The organism is Methylococcus sp. S1M, from assembly GCF_051295855.1.
Lineage (GTDB): Bacteria > Pseudomonadota > Gammaproteobacteria > Methylococcales > Methylococcaceae > Methylococcus > Methylococcus capsulatus.
Map to the genome: position 1 here is coordinate 331,332 of NZ_JBPDXO010000002.1, position 19,644 is coordinate 350,975.

The 19,644-nt window shown below is 63.8% G+C and carries 19 protein-coding genes; 6 read left to right on the forward strand and 13 right to left on the reverse strand.

All coding sequences use genetic code 11. The features are described 5' to 3' along the window. Window positions 1-11 precede the first annotated feature (11 nt). Window positions 12-1,358 (forward strand): amino-acid N-acetyltransferase, encoded by a 1,347-nt coding sequence (gene argA, locus ACSHWJ_RS05130; protein ID WP_432539404.1) that lies wholly within the window; start codon window positions 12-14, stop codon window positions 1,356-1,358. Between the two features lie 5 nt (window positions 1,359-1,363). Further along, entirely contained in the window at window positions 1,364-2,143 is a 780-nt protein-coding gene (cpdA, locus tag ACSHWJ_RS05135) for a 3',5'-cyclic-AMP phosphodiesterase (protein WP_017366373.1), read from the forward strand. On the opposite strand, the gene ACSHWJ_RS05140 is transcribed toward cpdA, so the two are convergent. Continuing rightward, window positions 2,056-2,631, reverse strand: coding sequence for an RNA pyrophosphohydrolase (locus ACSHWJ_RS05140; protein WP_010961329.1), 576 nt, complete (start codon window positions 2,629-2,631; stop codon window positions 2,056-2,058). The two genes, cpdA and ACSHWJ_RS05140, sit on opposite strands and share 88 nt — an antisense overlap. A 187-nt stretch (window positions 2,632-2,818) precedes the next feature. Here ACSHWJ_RS05140 and ACSHWJ_RS05145 point away from each other — a divergent pair, with 187 nt between their 5' ends. Continuing rightward, the gene (locus ACSHWJ_RS05145) at window positions 2,819-3,481 is read left to right on the forward strand and encodes an HAD family hydrolase (protein WP_010961330.1); all 663 of its coding nucleotides are present in this window, start codon (window positions 2,819-2,821) and stop codon (window positions 3,479-3,481) included. 8 nt (window positions 3,482-3,489) lie between these two features. Here ACSHWJ_RS05145 and ACSHWJ_RS05150 read toward each other — a convergent pair whose 3' ends face one another. Beyond that, window positions 3,490-3,720, reverse strand: coding sequence for a sulfurtransferase TusA family protein (locus ACSHWJ_RS05150; RefSeq protein ID WP_010961331.1), 231 nt, complete (start codon window positions 3,718-3,720; stop codon window positions 3,490-3,492). Between the two features lie 48 nt (window positions 3,721-3,768). Here ACSHWJ_RS05150 and cysG point away from each other — a divergent pair, with 48 nt between their 5' ends. Continuing rightward, window positions 3,769-5,193, forward strand: a complete 1,425-nt coding sequence (gene cysG / locus ACSHWJ_RS05155; RefSeq protein WP_432539403.1) for a siroheme synthase CysG — start codon at window positions 3,769-3,771, stop codon at window positions 5,191-5,193. A 12-nt stretch (window positions 5,194-5,205) separates the two neighbouring features. Here cysG and yacG read toward each other — a convergent pair whose 3' ends face one another. The 9 genes from yacG to ACSHWJ_RS05200 form a co-directional block, all read right to left on the reverse strand. Continuing rightward, complete coding sequence (gene yacG, locus ACSHWJ_RS05160; protein WP_218798020.1) at window positions 5,206-5,421, reverse strand: DNA gyrase inhibitor YacG; 216 nt, start codon at window positions 5,419-5,421, stop codon at window positions 5,206-5,208. 12 nt (window positions 5,422-5,433) lie between these two features. Beyond that, window positions 5,434-6,201: a cell division protein ZapD gene (gene zapD / locus ACSHWJ_RS05165; protein WP_432539402.1), complete on the reverse strand. Its 768-nt coding sequence runs from the start codon at window positions 6,199-6,201 to the stop codon at window positions 5,434-5,436. Between the two features lie 101 nt (window positions 6,202-6,302). Beyond that, complete coding sequence (coaE, locus tag ACSHWJ_RS05170; protein WP_017366378.1) at window positions 6,303-6,899, reverse strand: dephospho-CoA kinase; 597 nt, start codon at window positions 6,897-6,899, stop codon at window positions 6,303-6,305. Window positions 6,900-6,906: 7 nt separating this feature from the next. Further along, on the reverse strand, window positions 6,907-7,776 hold the full coding sequence (locus ACSHWJ_RS05175; protein WP_432539500.1) for a prepilin peptidase: 870 nt from the start codon (window positions 7,774-7,776) through the stop codon (window positions 6,907-6,909). Between the two features lie 23 nt (window positions 7,777-7,799). Next, complete coding sequence (locus ACSHWJ_RS05180) at window positions 7,800-9,014, reverse strand: type II secretion system F family protein (RefSeq protein WP_010961338.1); 1,215 nt, start codon at window positions 9,012-9,014, stop codon at window positions 7,800-7,802. Window positions 9,015-9,018: 4 nt separating this feature from the next. Beyond that, window positions 9,019-10,734 (reverse strand): type IV-A pilus assembly ATPase PilB, encoded by a 1,716-nt coding sequence (gene pilB / locus ACSHWJ_RS05185; protein WP_010961339.1) that lies wholly within the window; start codon window positions 10,732-10,734, stop codon window positions 9,019-9,021. A 49-nt stretch (window positions 10,735-10,783) separates the two neighbouring features. Next, the gene (locus tag ACSHWJ_RS05190) at window positions 10,784-13,549 is read right to left on the reverse strand and encodes a valine--tRNA ligase (protein ID WP_010961340.1); all 2,766 of its coding nucleotides are present in this window, start codon (window positions 13,547-13,549) and stop codon (window positions 10,784-10,786) included. 67 nt (window positions 13,550-13,616) lie between these two features. Beyond that, window positions 13,617-14,075, reverse strand: a complete 459-nt coding sequence (locus ACSHWJ_RS05195; RefSeq protein ID WP_010961341.1) for a DNA polymerase III subunit chi — start codon at window positions 14,073-14,075, stop codon at window positions 13,617-13,619. Continuing rightward, window positions 14,072-15,565 (reverse strand): leucyl aminopeptidase, encoded by a 1,494-nt coding sequence (locus ACSHWJ_RS05200; RefSeq protein ID WP_010961342.1) that lies wholly within the window; start codon window positions 15,563-15,565, stop codon window positions 14,072-14,074. Before ACSHWJ_RS05200 ends, ACSHWJ_RS05195 begins: the two co-directional genes overlap by 4 nt. 148 nt (window positions 15,566-15,713) lie before the next feature. Between ACSHWJ_RS05200 and lptF the strand changes: the two genes are divergently transcribed. Further along, on the forward strand, window positions 15,714-16,784 hold the full coding sequence (gene lptF / locus ACSHWJ_RS05205) for an LPS export ABC transporter permease LptF (protein WP_256996503.1): 1,071 nt from the start codon (window positions 15,714-15,716) through the stop codon (window positions 16,782-16,784). Further along, a complete protein-coding gene (lptG, locus tag ACSHWJ_RS05210; protein ID WP_010961344.1) occupies window positions 16,781-17,851 on the forward strand; it encodes an LPS export ABC transporter permease LptG in 1,071 nt (356 codons plus the stop codon). Before lptF ends, lptG begins: the two co-directional genes overlap by 4 nt. A 5-nt stretch (window positions 17,852-17,856) precedes the next feature. Here lptG and ACSHWJ_RS05215 read toward each other — a convergent pair whose 3' ends face one another. Both ACSHWJ_RS05215 and ACSHWJ_RS05220 read right to left on the reverse strand, forming a co-directional pair. Further along, entirely contained in the window at window positions 17,857-18,300 is a 444-nt protein-coding gene (locus ACSHWJ_RS05215; protein ID WP_026046085.1) for an RDD family protein, read from the reverse strand. Between the two features lie 19 nt (window positions 18,301-18,319). Next, complete coding sequence (locus tag ACSHWJ_RS05220) at window positions 18,320-18,508, reverse strand: hypothetical protein (RefSeq protein WP_017366385.1); 189 nt, start codon at window positions 18,506-18,508, stop codon at window positions 18,320-18,322. Window positions 18,509-19,644: the final 1,136 nt, after the last annotated feature.

A 19,644-nucleotide genomic window follows, 5' to 3' on the forward strand; every position in this document is an offset into this window, starting at 1 on the left:
GATAGCTCGGGATGAATCCAGACATAGCTCCCCAGACCTTCGTACGCTGGCTCCGTAGCGCCGCTCCCTACATCCATGCGCACCGGAACCGCACCTTCGTCGTCAGTTTCGGCGGCGAAGCCCTGACCGATGGGCGCTTCGCGGAGCTGGTCCACGACTTCGCCTTGCTCCACAGCTTGGGGGTCGGGCTGGTGCTGGTGCACGGTACCCGTCCTCAAGTCGAGCGGCGCCTGCGCAGCCGCGGTGCGGAACTGCGCTACCACCAGGGTCTGCGGATCACCGATGCGACCGGACTGGAATGCGTGCAGGAGGCCGCCGGCGCCGTCCGTGTCGAAATCGAGGCCCTGCTGTCGATGGGCGCCGCCAATTCACCCATGGCCGGGGCACGGATCCGGGTGGCCTCGGGCAATTTCGTGGTCGCCAAACCTTTGGGCGTACGCGACGGCGTGGATTTCGGCTACACCGGCGAGGTGCGCCGGGTGGACGCCGGGGCGATGCGCCGGCTGCTGGACGAAGGCAGCGTGGTTCTGGTGTCTCCGCTCGGCTATTCCCGCACCGGGGAAATCTTCAACCTCAGCGCCGAGGAGGTGGCGACTGCCGTGGCCGGAGCCCTCGGGGCCGACAAGCTTCTGTTGCTGATGGAACAGCCCTGCGCCGGTCCCGACGGCCGGATGATCCACCAGATCACGGTGCAGGAAGCCGAGCGTCTGCTGGAACGCGGCGGTTCGCTGGAACCGGGCGTGGCCGCCCACCTGGCCGCCGCCCTCAAGGCCTGCCGCTCCGGCGTGGCCCGCGCCCATCTGCTGGACCGCCACATCGACGGCGCCCTGCTGCTGGAGCTGTTCACCCGCGACGGCGTCGGCACCCTCGTCAGCGCCAATCCGTTCGAGGAATTGCGCCCGGCCCGCATCAACGACGTGGTCGGCATCCTGGATCTGATCCGGCCGCTCGAACAGACCGGCGCCTTGGTGAACCGCTCCCGTGAACGCCTGGAGACTGAAATCGAGGACTACGTCGTCATCGAGCGCGACGGACTGATCGTAGGCTGCGCCGCCCTGCATCCATTTCCGGCCGAATCCGTGGGCGAGTTCGCCTGCCTCGCCCTGCACCCCGAATACCGGGGCGAAAGCCGGGGCGAAAGGCTGCTGGAATTCATCGAGCAGCGGGCCCGCAAGCTCGGCCTGGCGCGGCTCTTCGCACTGACCACCCAGGCCATGCAGTGGTTCCGCGAACGCGGTTTCGAGCCTGCCTCACTCACGGACCTGCCTGCGCAGCGGCGTGCCAGTTACAGCCCCGAGCGCAACTCCCAGGTGCTGATCAAGACGATCAGGCCGTGTGAAGTTCCCCGAAAAAGCTGAACACCATGCCAGACTCCGGAACGCTGTGCCTCCTCCAGCTCACCGATTCGCACATCCTGCCCGATGCGGAGTCCCGGTTTTACGGCAGTGACAGCGCGGCCAGCCTGGGCGCCGTCATCGACCATGCGAACCGGCGCCGCTTCGACCTGGTCCTGTTCACCGGCGACCTGGCGCAGGAGCCGGTGCCGCAAAGCTACCGGCGGCTCGCCGGGATTTGTGCCGCACTGCCGGCGCCGTGCCACTGGCTGCCGGGGAATCACGACGAACCCGCGCTCGCCCGCCACGTCCTGGAATCCACGCCTCTGCTGCACCAACCCGTGATCCGGCGAGGCCGCTGGCTGATCGTCTGCCTGGACAGCACCGTACCCGGCTCGGCCGGCGGATCCTTGTCGACGGGACAGTTCGACCTGCTGGAACGGACCCTGAGCCGTCATCCGTCGCTGCACACCCTCGTCGCCCTGCATCACCATCCCGTTCCCTCGGGGAGCGCCTGGATGGACACGATGATCCTCGACAACGCCGGCGAGTTTTTCGCCGTCCTCCGCCGGCACCCGCAGGTAAAGGCGGTCGTGCACGGCCATACGCATCAGGTCGCGGACGTGGAGATCGAGGGAACGCGAGTGCTGGGGACCCCCTCGACCTGCATCCAGTTCCGCCCCGCCAGCCAGACCTTCGCGCTGGATGCGGAACGGCCTGGCTACCGCTGGCTCGAGCTGGGTCCGGACGGTTCGGTGGCCACGGGGATCTGCCGGGTCGCGGTACCGCCGGCATCGGACACGGCCTGAGCGCCGGCCGGCCGGCCGGCCTGCAAAGCCCGCTGCAGTTCGCTCAAGGCCTGGCGGTAGACTTCCCGCTTGAAATAAACGACATCGCTCAAGGGATGCCAGTAATCGACCCAGCACCAGCGGTCGAACTCCGGACGCTCGGAACAGTCCAACCGGATGTTGGCATCGGTTCCGGTCAGACGCAGAATGTACCAGATCTGCTTCTGGCCGATGCAAAGCGGATAAGAGCGCCGGCGGATGAAGCGCTCCGGAAGCTGGTAGCGCAACCAGCCCTTGGTGCGGGCGATGATTTCGACGTACTGGCGCTCCAGGCCCACTTCCTCGTAAAGCTCGCGGAACATCGCGGCATCCGGGTCTTCATCGACCTTGATGCCTCCCTGAGGGAACTGCCATGACCGCATGCCCGCCCGGCGCGCCCAGAACACCCGGCCCTCGTCGTTGCTGAGGATGATGCCGACATTCAAGCGATAGCCCTCGGCATCGATCATATCTCCCGCTAATCCGCCCATAATCTCCAACTGGTATACTGTTCCCGGTCGCAAGTGCCATAGCGTCGTTCCGCCGGCCATCGCCCCTGCCACCGCCCCAAAGGAGCCGGTGGAAAAGCTCGAAGGCAGACGAAGCAGTACACCGCTGCGAAATTCCGTCAATGTATTTGGAATGTAAAGGAAACCCGTGACTCTGGCAATATTCGACCTCGACAACACGTTGCTCGCCGGCGACAGCGACTACCTGTGGGGGCGCTTCCTGGTGGACCGGGGCATCGTCGATCCCGAGATCTATGAAATGGCCAACACCCGTTTCTATGAAGCCTACAAGAACGGCACACTGGATATCGGCGAATTCCTGGAGTTCGCCTTGCGCCCGCTGAGGGAAAACGACCCCGAGCAGTTGTTTCGCTGGCGTGAATCATTCATCGAAGAAAAAATCCTACCGATCATGCAAACGGCGGCGCGGGAGCTGGTCGAACGGCACCGCTCGGCCGGCCATACGCTCCTGGTCATCACCGCTACCAACCGCTTCGTGACCGAACCCATCGTGCGGCTGTACGGCATCGACAACCTCATCGCCACCGAGCCCGAGTTCCGCGAAGGCCGCTATACGGGCCGGGTCGAGGGCATCCCGTCCTTCCAGGAGGGCAAGGTCCAGCGGCTTTCGGCCTGGCTGGCGGACAACGACGGTCACGACCTGGAAGACACCTGGTTCTACAGCGATTCCCACAACGACATTCCCTTGCTCTCGCGTGTCGCCCATCCCGTGGCGGTGGACCCCGACCCGTTGCTGCACCGCACGGCCCAGCAACGGGGCTGGCCGGTGATCAGCCTGCGAGCGGCCTGACGATCCTCTTAGCCTTTGCGGATGAGGAAAAGGTGCGTCCCGGCCTCTTCGGCATAATCGACGAGCACATGGCCCGCCTGTTCGAGATAGACGCCGAAATCGAGGACCGAGGCGGGATCGGTCGCCCGTACACGCACGGTCTGGCCGCTGCCCAGAGTCTGCAGGGCCTTTTTCAGGCGCAGCAGTGGCAGCGGACACATCAGCCCGCTGGTATCCAGCTCCTGGTCGATGACGATCATGTTTTTTGACTCCGTTGCCCGGGGCCTCATTCTAACAAAAGCCGTTCCATGGATTACCTGCCGATTTTCCTCAAGCTTCGCGACCTCCCCTGCCTGATCGTGGGGGGCGGCGAGGTCGCCGTCCGCAAACTCGGCCTGCTGCTCGATGCGGGCGCAGCAGTCACCGTGATCGCCGCCAGCGCCGAAGCGGTCATCGTCGAACTCGCCGACCGCGGCCTGATCCGACTACGTACCAAAGTTTTCGAGGCGACCGACAGCGAAGGTTTCCGGCTGATCATTGCGGCAACCGACGACCGCGCGGTCAACGCCGCCGTCGCAACCGCTGCGCGGCGACACGGCATCCCGGTCAACGTGGTCGATTGCCCCGACCTGTGCGACTTCATCTTCCCGGCCATCATCGACCGCTCGCCAGTGCTGGTCGCGGTTTCCACCGGTGGCGCCTCACCCGTGTTGGCCCGGCAGCTTCGGACCCGCATCGAGACCTGTATTCCCTCCCGTTTCGGTACGCTGGCCCGGCTCGCCGCCGACTTGCGGGAACGGGTCCGGCAGGCGATTCCCGAACCGCGCGCCCGCCGCCATTTCTGGGAGCGGACACTGGAGGGGCCAGCCGCAGAACTGGCGCTGCAGGGGCGCGCCGAGGAGGCAGAGCGCGTGCTGCTCGAAGCAGCGGACGCGGCCGCCCGGCAAGAAAGACCGGCGTGGGGCTCGGTCGCGCTGGTCGGCGCGGGACCCGGCGATCCGGACCTCCTGACGCTACGCGCTCTGCGCCTGATCCAGGAAGCCGACGTCATCGTCTATGACCGTCTGGTCTCGACCGAGATCCTGGCGCTGGCGCGCCGGGACGCGCGGCGCATCTATGCCGGCAAGGAACGCAGCCGCCATAGCATCCCGCAGGACGATATCAACGCCCTGCTGGCGAATCTGGCCGCCGAAGGCAACCGGGTGGTCCGCCTCAAAGGCGGCGACCCCTTCATTTTCGGTCGGGGCGGCGAAGAGATCGAAACCCTGATGGCCTGCGGCATCCCATTCCAGGTCGTCCCGGGAATCACGGCGGCGTCGGGATGCGCCGCCTATGCCGGCATCCCCCTGACCCACCGCGCCCATGCGCATGCCTGCGTATTCGTCGCCGGCCACCTGAAGGATGGAACCCTGCAGGATCTGGACTGGCCTCAGCTGGTCCAACCCCACCAGACCGTGGTGGTGTACATGGGCTTACAGGGCCTGCCACAGATCTGCGCCGAACTGATCCGCCACGGGGCGCCGCCATCCCGTCCCGCAGCGCTGATCCAGCAGGGCACCACCCGCGACCAGAAGGTCTTGACCGCCACGCTGGAAACGCTCCCGGACAGGGTCGCCGACGCGGGAATCAAGGCCCCCACCCTGATCATCATCGGCGAGGTGGTAGCGCTGCGGAAAAAACTCGCCTGGTACCGCAGCCGCCTGGAAACCGAGGGAAGGTCCGGAAACGGCTGAGAGGGACCCGGCTCAAGCGGCAGGGGGTTCTTCCGTGCCGTTCCGGTCCTCGGACGGCTCCGCCGGACCGATCGGTTCACCGGGAATGGCGTAGTCCTCGTTGGCCCAACTGCCCAGATCGATCAGCCGGCAACGTTCGCTGCAAAATGGCCTGAAGCTCTGCGTTTCGTTCCAGGGCACCGGCTTGCCGCAGCGGGGACAACGCACGACGGTGTAAATGTGCGACATCGACAATGAGCTTCAAAGCAGACAGACGGTCAACTGGAAAGGCACATCCTCACTGCACTGGACGGGACGCTCGTTCGGCAGGCCGGTGAGGAAACGGACCGTGAAACGGTGCTTGCTGCCGCTGATTTCGGCGAAATAGGGCAGCTCGATCGGCACCGCAACACGCAGCAGCTGCACCGCCGCGGCATGATCCAGATTTTTCTGGAAGAATCCGCCATGGGCGGTTTCCCAGATGCCAGCGGCACTGTCACGGAGCAACCCGAGGATGAGCGCGATCCCCTCCTGGACGGGATGGAAACAGTCCAGCCATTCGGTGGCCTCGTTCCTTCGCCGCTCGACGTCCCGCTCCAGCCAGAAATGATAGCCCGGCAGATCGAACGAACAGGTGCCGCCCGGAATCGCCGTCCGCTGCGCGACCGATTTGAACAGTTCGTTCTCCATCACCTGATAGCCGATCCGTCCGCTATGGCCGTAGATACGCTGGGCGGCGGCATCGATCTGGCCGAGCACCGTCGCCAATGCGGCCTGGTCGATATGCTGGTTGCCCTGCATCTTGCCCAACCCGCCGCCGAGCCGATCGAGTTCCTTGAGCAGCTCCGACTTGATGTCATTCCGGGCGAGCAGCGCGACGATCTCGTTCAAGGTCGCCACGACCGCACGGCAATCCCAGACCGAACCGCCCTGGTTGAAATGCCGGGCCTGACGGAACAGTTGCTCCAGGCGCATAAACAAGCGCATCCGTTCGTTCAACGGAAACTCATAAACGATTTGATTCTTCAAGTTCGGGAAACCGGTCGGATTGGGGGATAGGGATATGCCCGCGGGATCGTCGGACCAGACGATCGGTCGACGGCGACATTGTCAACTTTGGTCCCCATTAGTCAAGCCGCGGCGAGAAGGCTGTAGCGCCTGTGCAAGGCATCCACCTCCGCCTCCAGGCCGGCGGTGTCGGCGGCATTGACAATGACGTCGTCCGCCGCCGCCAGCCGCTCACTGCGGGAGACCTGGGCAGCCATGATGGCCCGCACCTCCTCGGGCCGCAGACCGCTCCGCCGGACCACCCGCTCGATCTGGAGGCTTTCCGGACAATCCACGACCAGCAGGCGGTCCACGAACCGGCGCCGGCCCGTCTCCAGCAACAGCGGAACGGACAGCACGCAATAGCTGCCTGCCGCTCCCAGCACCAGACGCGCGAGTTCGGCATAGACCAGGGGGTGTACGATCCCTTCCAGACGCTTGCGGGCCTTCGGTTCGGCGAACACGCGGCGCCGCAGCGCCGCCCGGTCCAGTCTGCCGTCCGCGCCGAGGATGTCGCTGCCGAACGCCCGGGCGACGGCCTTGAGCGCCGGCTGTCCCGGCTCCAGCAGTCGGTGTGCCACTTCGTCCGCCTCGAACACCTCGACGCCGCGTGCGGCGAACATGCGGGCGACCGTGGACTTGCCGGCGCCGATACCGCCCGTCAAACCGACTACGAGCATCGTTATGCTAGCCTCCGGGAGCGGCCCAGCGCCAATAGGCGTCGTTGAGCGCATTTCCCCACAGCAGGGCGATCCAGCCGCCCGCCGCCAGAAACGGCCCGAAGGGAATCGGCGTGTCCCTCCCCTTGCCGCCGACTGCCAGCGCAACCGAACCGATCACCGCACCCGAGATGGATGAGAACAGGATGATGACCGGCAGCATCGGCCAACCCATCCAGGCACCGAGCATGGCGAGTAGCTTGAAGTCGCCGAACCCCATGCCCTCCCGGCCGGTCAGGAGCAGAAAGCCGCGATGCACCGTCCATAGCAGGAGATAGCCTGCAACGGCACCGTACAGCGCCGTCTCCAGAGTGCAGAAGAGACCTTGGGCGTTCAGCAGCAGCCCCAGCCACAACAGGGGAAGCGTGATGTCGTCCGGCAGTACCAAGTGATCCAGGTCGATGAAAGCCAAGGCGATCAGGCCAGCCGTTAGGGCGCACGCCGCCAGCGCCTGCCAGGACGCGCCGAAATGCCAAGCCACCATTGCGAACAGCACCCCCGTGAGCGTTTCGACCAAAGGATAACGCCAGGAAATCGCCGTGCCGCAAGCGGCACAACGGCCACGCAGCCAAAGATAGCTGAACACGGGGACATTCTGCCAGAACCGGACCGGCGCCTGGCAGTGCGGACACTGCGATCCGGGTCTCCACAGGTTGTATTCGGCTTCCCCCACCGGCCGTCCGGTGCCGGGCTCGAGCAACTCCCCGCACTCCCTGCGCCAGGCCTGCTCCATCATGAGCGGCAGGCGGTGGATGACCACGTTGAGAAAACTCCCGATGATCAGTCCGAACGATCCGCAGAGGGCAACCCCCGCCGGCCCGGTCGGCAACAACATCATAAAGTCGGTCAAAGATCCCTCCTTCAGACGACGGAACCCAGTTTGAAAATCGGCAGATACATGGCGATCACGAGCCCCCCGATCAACACGCCCAGAACCACCATGATCAAAGGTTCGAGCAGGCTGCTCAACGAATCCACGGCATTGTCCACTTCTTCCTCGTAGAAATCGGCGACCTTGGACAGCATGCTGTCGAGCGCCCCCGACTCCTCGCCAATCGCCACCATCTGCATCACCATGTTGGGAAACAGATTGGCCTGGCGCATCGACATCTGGAGCTGCTGGCCGGTGGATACGTCTTCGCGCATACGCATGACCGCTTCACCGTAGATGATGTTTCCGGTCGCCCCCGCCACCGATTGCAACGCCTCGACCAGGGGCACGCCGGCCGCGGACATGGTGGACAAGGTCCGGGCGAAGCGCGCGACGGCGGCCTTGCGCAGGATGGCGCCGACGACCGGCAGCCCCAAGGCCAGCCGGTCCAGCAGATGATTGAACGCCGGCGAGCGCTGCCGGGCCTTCACGAACGCCGCGGCGGCTACGCCTAGCGAGCCGAACACCACGTACCACCAGTCCCGCAGCCAACGCGAAAGGTTGATCACCATCTGGGTGAAGGCCGGCAGATCGGCGCCGAAGCTCTTGAACAGATCCTCGAAGGTCGGCACCACGAAAATCAGCAAGATCGACGTCACGATCACCGCAACCACGACGACGGCGATCGGATAAGCCAAAGCCTTCTTGATCTTGCCCTTGAGGGACTCGGTTTTTTCCTTGTAGTCCGCCACCTTGTGCAACAAGGTTTCCAGCACGCCGGCCTGTTCGCCGGCCCGGACCAGATTACAGAAAAGCTCGTCGAAATGGACCGGATGCTTCGACAGGGCGTCCGCCAGGGTCGTGCCGGCTTCCACGTCGGCCTTGATGCTCATCAGCAGATCCTGCATGGCCGGATTGTCATGGCCGCGGCCCACGATGTCGAATGCCTGGACCAGGGGAACCCCGGCCGACAGCATGGTCGCCAACTGGCGGCTGAACACGGCGATGTGCTTGGGCGTGATCTTCTGGCGTGGACCACTGAAGAGGGGCTTGGGCTTCTTCTTGATCTTGACGACGCGGATGCCCTGGCGCCTCAGCTCCGTGCGCGCCGTGATCTCCGACCGGGAGCTGATTTCACCCCGGGTCCGGCTGCCGTTCCTGTCCAGGCCCTCCCAGACGAACAAAGCGGTTTCCTGGTTCGCCACGTGCTCAGTCCCTCGTCACGCGGTCGATTTCCTCGAGGCTGGTGATACCCGCCTTCACCTTCTTCAAGCCAGACTCCCTCAGATCCGCGATACCTTCCGCATGCGCCTGCTCGGTCAGGGCCATCACGTTCCCTCCCTCCAGGATGATGCGGTTGATTTCTTCCGAAATCGGCATGACCTGGTAAATGCCGACCCGCCCCTTGTAGCCCTTCACACATTGATCGCAGCCCGCCGGCCCGAACAGCGTGAAATTGCCGATGTCTTCCTCCCGGAAGCCGGAGGCGAGCAGGACCTCGGGCGGCACTTTCTCCTCCCGCTTGCACCGCGGACAAAGCCGGCGGGCCAGCCGCTGCGCCATGATCAGGAGCACGGAGGAGGCGATGTTGAACGCGGGGATCCCCATCTGCATCAGACGGTTCAAGGTCTGCGGGGCATCGTTGGTGTGCAGGGTCGACAGCACCAGATGCCCGGTCTGGGCCGCCTTGACGGCGATTTCGGCGGTTTCCAGGTCGCGGATCTCGCCCACCATGATGATGTCGGGGTCCTGGCGCAGAAACGCCCGCAGCGCCTCGGCGAAAGTGAGGCCGGTCTTGTAATTGACATTGACCTGGTTGATCCCCGGCACTGTGATCTCGACCGGGTCCTCCACCGTGGAGATGTTCGCTTCGACGCGGTTGAGGAGGTTCAGACCGGTGTAGAGGGTAACGGTTTTACCGCTGCCGGTGGGGCCGGTAACCAGGATCATGCCATAGGGCTTTTCCAGCGCACGCAGGAAATTGTCCCGCTGTTCCGGCTCGAATCCCAGCATTTCGACGCCGATCTGGGCCGAGCTCGGATCGAGGATACGCAGCACGATCTTTTCCCCGAACAGCGTCGGACAGGTATTGACGCGGAAATCGATGGCGCGGGAGCGCGACAGCGTCATCTTGATGCGTCCGTCCTGGGGAATGCGGTGTTCCGCGATATCCATGCGCGACATCACTTTGATGCGAGCGCAGATCTTGACGCCCAGCGCAGGCGGCGGATTCGCCACCTCATGCAGGATGCCGTCGTGCCGGAAGCGGATGCGCAGGAACTTTTCGTAAGGCTCGATATGGATGTCCGAGGCCCCCTTCCGCACCGCGTCCAGCAGAAGGCGGTTGACGAAGCGCACGATCGGCGCATCGTCGATACCGGAGATTTCCGGCTCGGCGTGCGGGCCTTCGTCGTCCCCGGCGGTGATCTGCAGACTGTCCAGATCCTCTTCGAGCAGCTGCTTCAGGCTGGTATCCGCCGCATCCAGGACCGCCTCGATGCAGCGCGAAAGCTTGTTCTCCTCGACCAGGACACAGTCGGTGACGAGACGGGTCTGGAAAGTGATTTCATCCAGTCCCAGGAAATTGGTCGGATCCGAGACCGCGACGAAGAGATGATTCCCCCGTCGCAGCAAGGGCAGGATGTGATGGCGGCGTATCAGCTTCTCGCCGACCCACTGCGTGGGGGGAATGTCGAAGACGACTGCGTCCAGATCGAGCAGGGGCAGCCCGAACTCCTGGTGGGCGACCTGGGCGATCTGGAGACCGTCCAGGATCTTGTTGGCGACGAGATAGCTGACGAAAGGGGTGTTCTTCCTGCGCGCATCCTCGAAGTACGCCTGGGCGTCCGCCTCCGAAAGCAACTGGGCCTTGACCAGGCTTTTCGCCAGACCGCTCAGCTGCTGGACGCCGGAAACCGCCGCCATGCTCAGGCCATTCCCCCGAACCCCGCCGATCGTGAATCGGACGGGAGCATCACAGCGCCTGAATACGTTCTTTCTGGGCGACCAGAGAGGCCAGACCGGCCTGCAGATCGGCCAGACGGGCCTTCTCTTTTTCCACCACCGCCGGCGGCGCCTTGCTCAGGAAAGAGGCATCGCCGAGCTTGCCTTCCAGCCGCGGCAGCTCCTTGTCCAGGCGCTGGATTTCCTTGTCCAGTCTGGTCAGCTCGGCCTCCTTGTCGATCAGGCCCCGCATTGGGATGAGGACGCGCAGTTCGCCCACCAGGGCGATCGCCGCTTCCGGTTCGGCCTGGCCCGGCGCGAGCCAGTTCAGGCTTTCCAGCCGTGCCAGTTTCTCCAGCAGCGGGCCCGAACGTGCCGACCAGACCCGGTCCTGGCCGGTGCCGTGACTCAGCAGCACCGGCAGCGGCCGGGCCGGAGCGAGGTTCATTTCCGCCCGGATGCGGCGCACTCCCAGGATCACTTCCATCACCCAGGCCATTTCACGCTCGGCCTCGGGATCAGCGAGAGCCGGATCGGCTTCAGGATAGCTTTGCCGCATGATCGTGGGCGCGAATGCCCCCGTCAGCGGCGCCACCCGGGTCCAGATCTCCTCGGTGATGAACGGCATGAACGGATGTGCCAGCCGCAGCAGGGACTCCAGAACCCCCGCCAGCGTCTGGCGGGTGCCGCGTCGTTCGGCCTCGTTGCCCGACTGGAGCACCACCTTGGCCAGCTCCAGGTACCAGTCGCAGTATTCGTTCCAGACGAACTCGTACAGGGCCTGAGCCGCCAGATCGAAGCGGTACTGACCCATCGCCTCGGTGACAGTGCCGACGGCGGCTTGGAACCGGCTCCTGATCCAGCGGTCCGGCAAACTGTAGCTGCAGGCGCCGCCGCCCGAGCCGCAATCCTGCCCTTCGGTGTTCATCAGCACATAACGCGCCGCGTTCCACAGCTTGTTGCAGAAGTTGCGGCAACCCTCCACCCGTTTCAGGTCGAAACGGATGTCGCGGCCGGTGGACGCCAGCGAGGCGAAGGTGAAGCGCAGTGCGTCGGTGCCATAGGACGGAATGCCCTCGGGGAAGTCCTGGCGGGTGCGCTTCTCGATCCGCGCAGCCATCTGCGGCTGCATCAACCCCTGGGTCCTCTTCGCGACCAGATCCTCCAACGAGATGCCGTCGATCAGGTCGATGGGGTCCAGCACGTTGCCCTTGGACTTGGACATCTTCTGGCCTTCGGCATCGCGCACCAGCCCATGGATGTAGACCTCACGGAACGGTACGTCACCCATGAACTTGAGGCCCATCATGATCATCCGGGCCACCCAGAAGAAGATGATGTCGAAACCCGTGACCAGGACGCTGGTGGGATAGAAGGTGTCGAGTTCCGGCTTGCGCTCGGGCCAGCCCAGGGTGGAGAACGGCCACAGGGCGGAGGAAAACCAGGTGTCCAACACGTCTTCGTCCTGCCGCAGGGGGATGGACGCATCGAGGCCATGCTTCGCGCGGACTTCCTCCTCGGAACGGCCAACGTAGACCCGGCCTTCGCCGTCGTACCAGGCCGGAATGCGGTGTCCCCACCAGATCTGCCGGCTGATGCACCAGTCCTGGATGTTGTACATCCACTGGTAATAGGTGTTGCTCCAGTTTTCCGGCACGAAGCGGATGCGCCCCTCCTCCACGGCCTTGATGGCCGGCCCGGCCAGGGGACCGGCCTTGACGAACCACTGATCGGTCAGGAATGGCTCGACCACCACGCCGGTACGGTCCCCGCGCGGCACCATCAGCCGGTGCTCTTCGATCTTCTCGATCAGACCGAGTTCGTTGAGATCATGGACAACCAGGTCGCGCGCCTCGTAGCGGTCGAGGCCGTGGTACTTGGCGGGAATATCCGCCCTCGGAAGAATCGCCGCGCCCTGATCGAATATGCTGATCATCGGCAGGGCATGGCGCACGCCGATGGCGTAGTCGTTGAAGTCATGGGCCGGGGTGATCTTGACACAGCCAGAGCCGAATTCGGGATCCACATACGTGTCGCCTATCACCGGGATCTCGCGGCCGGTGAGCGGCAGCCGGACCGAATGGCCGATCAGGTGGCGGTAGCGCTCGTCCTCCGGATGTACCGCCACCGCAGTGTCGCCGAGCATGGTTTCCGGCCGGGTGGTCGCCACCACCAGATGGCCGCTGCCATCGGCCAGCGGGTAGCGCATGTGCCAGAGATGCCCCTGCTCCTCCTCGGAGATCACTTCCAGATCGGACACGGCGGTATGCAGCACCGGGTCCCAGTTCACCAGGCGTTTGCCGCGATAAATGAGTCCCTCCTCGTAGAGGCGGACGAATACCTCTCGCACGGCCCGCGACAACCCCTCGTCCAGAGTGAAACGCTCGCGCGACCAGTCCAGCGAGGCTCCCATGCGGCGGAGCTGACGGGTGATGGTGCCGCCGGAAGTCTCCTTCCATTGCCAGACCCGCTCGATGAACGCCTCGCGGCCCAAATCGTGGCGGGTCTGACCGACGCCGGCGAGCTGGCGCTCCACCACCATCTGGGTGGCGATGCCGGCGTGGTCGGTACCGGCCTGCCAGAGGGTGCGGTCGCCCTTCATGCGGTGGTACCGGATGAGGACATCCATCACCGTGTCCTGAAAGGCGTGCCCCATGTGCAGGCTGCCGGTGACATTGGGCGGCGGGATCATGATGCAGTAAGGCGCGCCCTCGCCCACCGGGGCGAAGAAGCCGGATGCCTCCCAGTGCTGATACCAGCGCTGTTCGATGGCGTGGGGTTCGTAGACTTTGTCCATGGATTTCAAAGAGATGAGCGAAGCCGGCCGGCGTCGGAGCCGGCGTTTTCCAGCAATTATAATATTGTTAATGATATCCAACCCGCCGGGAGGGGCACGCCTCGGCTTCGAGGTCGACCATGGCGGGGTTCAGCCCCTCGCTCCGGTAATGGCGGAAATGCTCGCGCTTGAGCGCCCGCGCGGCATCGTCCGGCCCGACCAGCTCGATCACGCGCCGGAAGCGGCGGAATGCCTCGGGCACGGCAGAACCCAGATTGATCATCACATCGTCGAACCCGACGGGCGGTTCCCGGCCCACCGCCACCGGACAAGGACCGGCAGCCGTGTGACCGGTCACTGCACGGTGTGGGACGAAACTGCCCTGCCGGAAAGTCCACAGCATGTCGTCCAGTTGCGCCGCCTCGTCATCGGTATCCGTCACCAGGAACACCGTGTGTCCTTGGCGGTAGGCCTTCTCGGTCAGCCGGCAGGCGTAGGACAACAGGCTTTCACCGGCCGGCAGCAGATAGAAATCGACCCGGGTCATGCCGCCCGGTCGATGAGGTATTGCACCAGGAGCGGCACCGGACGGCCGGTAGCGCCCTTGTCGGCTCCCGTTTTCCAGGCCGTCCCCGCGATGTCGAGATGCGCCCATTTGAAGTCTTTGGCGAACCGCGAAAGGAAGCAGGCGGCGGTGATGCTGCCGCCATCCGGCCCACCGATGTTGGCGACATCGGCGAAATTGGACTTGAGCTGTTCCTGGTAATCGTCCCAGATCGGCATGCGCCAGACCCGGTCCCAGGTGGTTTCGCCGGCCCGGGTCAACTGCTCGCACAATGCGTCGTCATTGCCCATCAGGCCGCTGGGATGACGCCCCAGCGCCACGATACAAGCCCCGGTCAGGGTCGCCACGTCGATCACCGCCACGGGGTCGAAACGCTTGGCATAGGTCAGCGCGTCACACAGGATGAGGCGCCCTTCCGCGTCGGTATTGAGGATCTCGATGGTGATGCCGGCCATGCTCCTGACGATGTCGCCGGGCTTGTTGGCATTGCCGTCCGGCAGGTTCTCGGAAGCCGGCACCAGACCGACCACGTTCAACGGCAGCCCCATCTCCGCCACCGCCTGGATCGCGCCGATGACGCCGGCGCCCCCGCACATGTCGTATTTCATCTCGTCCATGTTGGCGGCAGGCTTCAGGGAAATGCCTCCCGCATCGAAGGTCAGACCCTTGCCGATGAGGACATAAGGCTTGGCCTTGCCGGCGGCACCACGGTATTCCAGGACGATCAGCTTGGCCGGCTGGCGGCTGCCGCGCGCCACCGACAGCAAGGCTCCCATACCCAGTTCCTCCATGTCGCTCTCTTCCAGCACCGAAACCTTCAGCTTCTTGTATTCCTTGCCGAGCTTCAGCGCCTGTTCGGCGAGGTAAGCGGGTGTGCAGACGTTCCCCGGAAGATTGCCCAGGTTGCGGGCCAGGGTCATGCCGTGGGCGATCGCCTGACCCTCCCGGATTCCCGTTTCGACCGGGGCCGCATCCTGATCGGAGGCCAACAGGAATTGCAGCCTGGACAGGCGGGGCGGATGGTCTTCGGCTGACGCCCCCTTCATCTCCTGGAAGCGGTAGAGCCCGCTTTCCAGCAGCTCGATGGCCTGACGGATCTTCCAGTCCGCCCCCCGCTGGCCAACCTCCACCTCGTGCAGAGCCGACACCGCATGCTTGGCGCCGGATTCCTTCAACACCTTGAAGGCCGCCGCCAGACTTTTACGATAGGCGGCGACGTTCAGCTCCTCACGTTTCCCCAGCCCGACCAGCAGCACCCGGTCGATCCGGCCGCCCGGCACATGGTTGACCAGCAGGGTATCGCCGGCCTTGCCTTCCACGTCATCGCGCTTGAGCAGCCTGGCCAGCAGCCCGTCGAACAGCGCGTCCAGCGCCTCGGCCGTGGGTGCGAGTTTACGCTTCTGGAACACGCCCACGATCAGACAATCGGTCGAAAGCCGCTCCAGCGTGTCAGTTCTTGTCGAATACTCCATGCTATCATCCGCCTGCTTTTTAGTCGCCCGGCACCGCCGCGTCCACACGCAGCCCAGCCGCCGGAAAAGCTGCTAGGTTAGTATGAATCCGCCGCCTTTTGAACCCGGAAAAGCACGCCGTTCCTTCGGACTCCCGACGATCGACCGTTTGATTGCAGGCGAACTGGCCAAGACCCTGCTCGCGGTGCTGTTCGTTCTGGTGACCATCGTCGTCAGCCGCAAGTTCCTGGCCATTCTGGCGCGCGCGATCGAAGGCGAAGTCGCCACTGACACGATCTTCACCCTGCTGGGCCTGAAGGTCGTCGTCACCCTCGCCTCACTCCTGCCGGCCTCGGTGTTCCTCAGTGTACTGATGGTGCTCGGACGCATGTACCGCGACAACGAGATGACGGTGTTCGCCTGCGCGGGCGTCGGTCCCCTCAGGATTTACCGCTCCATCCTGCTGTTCGCCGGGCCGGTCTGCGTACTGGGCGCATTCCTTTCCCTGCAGGCGATGCCATGGTCCGAACGCTTGAGCCAGGAACTCATCAGTAAGGACGAGAAAGGCGCCGACGTGCGTGGCATCAAGGCCGGCCGGTTCAACGAATTCAGCCAGGGCGACGTGGTGCTGTACGCCGAGCAGCTGAACACGGACAAGACCATGAGCCGGGTTTTCGCGCAAAGCCGTCGCGGCGACGAAACCGGTATCGTCATCGCCGAAAGCGGTCACATGGAAATCAACGACGCGGGCGACCATTTCGTGGTCCTGAACAACGGCCGCCGCTACCAGGGCGTACCTGGACGTGCCGATTTCGTGCTCAACGAATTTCAGGCCTATGGCGTGCGAATCAACCCGCCCGAGGGCAGCCAGGCGGCGCTCAAGCGCGAAGCCGCGGACAGCCTGCATCTGTGGATGTCGGGCCGGCCACGCGAACTCGCCGAACTCCAGCGCCGTCTGGCGGTACCGCTGGGCACCTTCACCCTAACCCTACTGGCAGTGCCGATCGCACGGACCTCGCCGCGCGGCGGCGTCTGGGGCAATCTCATCAGCGCCTTCCTGATCTACATCATCTACGAGAACCTGCAGAAGATATCGCAGGGTCTGCTCGCCACCGGCAAGCTATCGGTGTGGACGAGCTACGCCGGCATCTATGCCGTGATGCTGCTCGCCACGTCCGTCCTCCTGGCCCGCAATAGCGGCTGGCGCTGGGTGCGCGACACGGCGCTGGGCCGCCGATGAATACGCTGAACCGCTACATCGGCTGGGAAGTCATCAAGGGGGCGGCATTCGCTGCCCTGGTCCTCCTCGCCCTCCTGAATTTCTTCACCTTCGCCGACGAACTGCGCGACCTGGGTGAGGGCAACTACGGGCTGGGCAGCATCTTCCTCTATCTGACGCTGACCTCGCCCCACAGCCTGTACGAACTCATCCCTTCCGGCGCACTGATCGGCGGCCTGGTGGTGCTCGGCAACATGGCAAACAACCACGAATTGGTGGCGATGCAGGCCGCCGGCGTTTCCCGGGGTCGCATCGTCTGGGCGGTCCTGCGGGCGGGCATCGTGATCTCGCTGATATCGGTCGTCATCAGCGAATACGTCATTCCGCCGGCGGAACGGGCCGCCCAGATGCTCAAGGCCACCGCAACCCGCCAACAGGTCGCCTCCCAGACCAAGTACGGAGTCTGGATCCGGGACGGTAACGTTTACGTCAACGTCCGGGAAATCGAGAACCAGGAACGCCTGGGCGACATCCACATCTTCGAAATATCGCCGGACGGCCGCCCGGCCTTGGCCATGCATGCCGCGCGCGCCAGTTTCGACCGCGGCATCTGGAAACTCGAGGACATCGGCCTCACGCGCTTCGACCCCGCGGGGAACGCCGCCATCGCCGAACACAAGGAACAGGAGGATTGGTCCTCCGTCCTATCCCCGGACATGCTCGACGTGTTCATCGTCCGCCCGGAAAACCTGTCGGCACAGGACCTCGCGAAGTACATGGCCTATCAGACCGAAAACGCGCAGAAATCGCTGGCCGTGGAGCAAGCCTTCTGGGGACGCATGGTCAACCCGCTCATCACGCTGGCCATGCTCCTACTGGCCATCCCTTTCGTGTTCAACGCCCGCCGTGACGTCAGCAGCGGGCAACGGATCGTGATCGGCGTCACGATCGGCCTCGGCTTTTACCTGACCAACAGAATGGTGTCCCATCTGGGACTGGTCTACGAAGTGAATGCCCCACTGACGATGGTAACACCTCCCCTGGTCGTCCTCTTCGCCGCCCTCGCCGCCTTCAGACGCCGCCCCTAGTCCTTTCAGTCGACCCTCAGCACCCGCACCCGGGAAACGATGTCCTGCAAGGTTCGGCGCTTGACGTCGAACCAAGCCCAGAAAGTCCCCAAGCCTAGCGTCAGAATGCCGGCCAGCAACCGGACCGCGACCTGGGACCCGCGCAAGGGCCCGGGATTTTCCGTACACAACCGGATACGCCAGGCACGCATGCCCGGCGTCTGTCCGCCATGGGTCCAGAACCAGCCGAAATAAAGGAAAACGAACAGCGCCAGAAGCGCGGAGTACGCCGGATGCCCGGAACGAAACGCCTGCCCCTCGTTCAAAGGCAGTACGGCCGCCGTGACCGCGAACAGCAAACCTGCCAGCAGAAAAGCGTCGTAAAGAAACGCGGCGAAGCGGCGGAACACCCCCGCCACCTCGCCGCACCCCGGCATGCCCCCGTCCACGGGGCCCGCAGCGGATCTCATGGATTTCACGGAGGAATGGTCACTCCCGGCTCACCAGCTTTGCACCGAAATACATCGAAAGATAAATCAGCCCACCGACAAAGAGCATGTTGAGCACGACGGGAGGACGAACCAGCGGCATGAACATCAGGATGCCGATGTCGGCAACCAGCAGGCTGGTCAGGAGCGGATGACCGACGAACGTGTTGACGTCAAACTTGAACGGCATAGAACCTCCTCCAAAATTAATTATTGTGGACCCCCCAAGGGTCGCTTTGGATTTTAGCCATCTGCCCGGTCTGGATTCCACCGGTCAGATGAGGGGAATTATAACCATCCCCCGTCGTGCAGCTATCCGCCGACGCGATGACGGAGGGAAACCGGCGCAGACCGGGCATCGGGCCGCCCCAGCGATCCCGTGAAGCAACGGCCAGCGCGCACGCCGGGTCTCGGCCTTCGTGGACAACCCCGAACCAAGCCTCCCTGAACGAGCAAGCATCCCCGCTGCCGCGGCGACACGCGCCGGCCCCCGTTCGCGGCGGTCCATGATCGACGTGCCGCACCTCCGCAGAGTTCTCTGCGATCCCATACCTCGTACAGGCACCGGCCCGATCGACCCTCCGGCCATGACTAGCCCTTGTCAAGAACATCCGGCTACGCCGGCCATCGGCCCGGAGATCACTTTTCACCACGCCCTAAATATTATTCCATCACTTCAAAAAAATGGATGCTTCGAGCACACCCAATTGATTTTCTGGACTGCTATGCGGCGAGATTCGAGCCCGATATTCCGACCAAACAGGGAATAACAAGGATCAATCTTCTGTATCGCCAACGATTACGTCCGTCTTAACCGACCAGCCATGAAAAACGACTTTACGGAGGCATCCGAAATGTTTCATTTCCAGTTCGACGCCATGCCATCGAACGGTGGTTGATTTCACTTGCCTGTGCGAAATAAACCTTACGACCGAAGCTTAGCAATGCTCTTGAGACCCTATCGGCCTGAATGATGCGCTGACCCGGCCGCTGCTCCCTCACGCAACCATCTATTTGTTCCTTAAGTCAAAATCCCGTGTCCACGGCGGCTGTTGCCGAGACCGGAGAAGTTCACTCGAAACACGCTCCTCCTCTACCGGCAGCACGAACCGGCTTTGCCTACGAGATGGCATGCTCAATGCTTACGCCTCAAAAAAACTCGACCACCTGTTGCCGGCAACTTTGACTGGGACCACTGCATGAGTGCGATTATTTCTTCTCTATACAGAGTATCGGACAGACAATCTTCATCACCAACAAAACATCGAAGCGGCCCATTAGAGCTTGAGTATGAGCATTACCATGAGCTTGCAGACCACACGCCGG